The sequence below is a fragment of the Massilistercora timonensis genome, assembly GCF_048354975.1.
Lineage (GTDB): Bacteria > Bacillota > Clostridia > Lachnospirales > Lachnospiraceae > Massilistercora > Massilistercora timonensis.
Window position 1 is genome coordinate 1 of sequence record NZ_DBGCJQ010000006.1, and the last position, 2,657, is coordinate 2,657.

Genomic DNA, 2,657 nt, shown 5'->3' on the forward strand with positions numbered 1-2,657 from the left:
GATATTGTAAAATCAAGCGGACAGGATCTGATAGACGCGATCCTTGGATAAGGATGTTTTCGTATAGAAGAGAAGTAGGAGAGATAAGATGAGTAAACCGATCGTAGCTATCGTGGGAAGACCCAATGTAGGGAAATCCACGCTTTTCAACGCGCTGGCGGGAGAGAAGATCTCCATTGTCAAGGACACGCCGGGCGTGACCAGAGACCGGATCTATGCAGATGTGAACTGGCTGGACCGGGAATTTACCCTGATCGACACCGGGGGGATCGAGCCGGAGAGCAAGGATATCATCCTCTCGCAGATGCGGGAGCAGGCGCAGATTGCCATTGACACGGCAGATGTGATCATTTTTATCACAGACGTGCGCCAGGGACTTGTGGACGCGGATTCCAAGGTGGCGGATATGCTGCGCCGGTCCGGCAAGCCGGTGGTGCTGACGGTGAACAAGGTGGACAGCGCCCAGAAGTTTATGGCGGATGTCTATGAATTCTATAACCTGGGGATCGGAGACCCTATGCCTATCTCCGCCTCTGGCAAGACCGGGCTGGGAGATATGCTGGACGCAGTGATCGCCCATTTCCCGGAAGCTGAGGAAGGAGAAGGGGAGGACGAGCGTCCCCGTATTGCCATTGTGGGCAAGCCTAACGTGGGGAAATCTTCCATTATCAACAAGCTTCTGGGGGAGCAGCGGGTGATCGTGTCAGAGGTGGCGGGGACCACCCGGGACGCAGTGGATACAGATATCGTGCACAACGGGAAAGAGTATGTGTTTATTGACACGGCGGGACTGCGGCGAAAGAATAAGATTAAGGAAGAACTGGAGCGCTACAGTATCATCCGTACGGTAACCGCGGTGGAGCGGGCGGACGTGGTTCTGGTGGTGATCGACGCCACCGAGGGCGTTACCGAGCAGGATGCCAAGATCACCGGTATCGCCCACGAGCGGGGCAAAGGGATCGTGATCGTGGTGAACAAATGGGATGCCATTGAGAAAAACGACCGGACCATGCGGGAGTATGAGCAGGAGATCCGCCGGATCCTTTCCTTTGTACCCTATGCGGAGATCATGTATGTATCTGCCCAGACCGGGCAGCGGCTGCAGCAGATCTATGACCGCATCGACATGGTGATCGAGAATCAGACCATGCGGATCGCCACCGGCGTTCTCAATGAGATCATCATGGAGGCGGTGGCCATGCAGCAGCCCCCGTCAGATAAGGGAAAGCGTCTGAAACTCTATTATGCCACCCAGGTCGCGGTGAAGCCGCCTACCTTTGTGCTTTTTGTAAATGACAGGGAACTTATGCATTTTTCCTATACCAGATATCTGGAGAATAAGATCCGGGAGGCCTTTGGCTTCCGGGGGACTTCCCTGAAGTTTTTCGTGCGTGAGAGAAAGGGGAAGGAGAATTAGAGATGGAACGTCTGATTTGTGTGATCATCGGGTATGCCCTTGGATTGATCGAGACCGGTTATTTCTACGGGAAGCTGCACCATGTGGACATCCGGCAGAAAGGCAGCGGCAATGTGGGCACCACCAACGCTCTGCGGACGCTGGGATGGAAGGCAGGACTTGTCACCTTTCTGGGAGACTGTTTTAAATGTATCATCGCAGTGGTGATCGTACATCTGATCTATGGAAGGAACCATGCAGATATGGTTCCTATGCTGGCCATGTACGCAGGACTGGGAGCGGTGCTGGGGCACAACTATCCTTTCTATATGAAGTTCAAAGGCGGCAAGGGGATCGCGGTGACAGCGGGCATGATCGCCAGCACCACCAATATCTGGATGATCCTGATCTGTATCGCGGTGTTTGCAGGGACAGTGGCGCTCACCAGATATGTGTCGGTAGGATCTCTCGTGGTAGTCACCGTCTATATGATCGAGGTGATCGTGTGCGGGCAGATGGGAGGATACGGCGTTGAAGCAGGGTATCTCCACGAGATGTACGGGATCGCGGTTTTCCTGGTGCTTTCCGCATTCTTCAAGCACCGGGCCAATATCGGGAGATTATTAAACGGCACGGAGAATAAGCTCAGTGTCGGGAAAGAATCATAGAAGCCATACATAAAGGAGGAGATCAGCATGGCAAATGTAGGGATCATGGGTGCGGGAAGCTGGGGAACCGCCCTTGCGCTCCTGCTCCACAAGAACGGACATAAGGTTACGGTGTGGTCCATCAGCGAGGAAGAGGTGGAGATGCTCTCAAAGGAGCGGGAGCATAAGAGCAAGCTCCCGGGAGTGAAGCTTCCGGAGGATATGGAATTCACCAGCGACTTGGAGGCTGCGCTCACCGGGCGGGAGTTCATCGTAATGGCGGTTCCGTCGCCTTTTACCAGGAGCACGGCGAAAAAGATGTGCCCCTATATCAAGGAAGGACAGATCATCGTAGATGTGGCAAAGGGAATTGAAGAGAGCACACTGATGACTCTTTCCCAGCAGATCGAACAGGAGATCCCCCAGGCAGATGTGGCGGTGCTGTCCGGCCCCAGCCACGCGGAGGAAGTGGGACGGGGGCTTCCCACTACCGTGGTGATCGGCGCGAAGACCAAGAAGACGGCGGAGTATCTGCAGGGGATGTTCATGAGTGAAGTGTTCCGTGTCTATATCAGCCCGGATATCCTGGGAATGGAGCTGGGCGGCTCCCTGAA

3 protein-coding genes are annotated in these 2,657 nt (G+C 54.6%); all 3 read left to right on the plus strand.

The features are described 5' to 3' along the window. Positions 1 to 88 precede the first annotated feature (88 nt). Positions 89 to 1,417 carry a ribosome biogenesis GTPase Der gene (der, locus tag ACML7B_RS00275; protein WP_106788536.1) on the plus strand — a complete coding sequence of 443 codons (1,329 nt, stop codon included), beginning with the start codon at positions 89 to 91 and terminating at the stop codon, positions 1,415 to 1,417. 2 nt (positions 1,418 to 1,419) lie between these two features. Further along, positions 1,420 to 2,064, plus strand: a complete 645-nt coding sequence (gene plsY / locus ACML7B_RS00280) for a glycerol-3-phosphate 1-O-acyltransferase PlsY (protein WP_418538765.1) — start codon at positions 1,420 to 1,422, stop codon at positions 2,062 to 2,064. A gap of 27 nt (positions 2,065 to 2,091) precedes the next feature. Next, on the plus strand, positions 2,092 to 2,657 hold a 566-nt coding region (locus tag ACML7B_RS00285; protein WP_418538767.1), incomplete at its 3' end, for an NAD(P)H-dependent glycerol-3-phosphate dehydrogenase.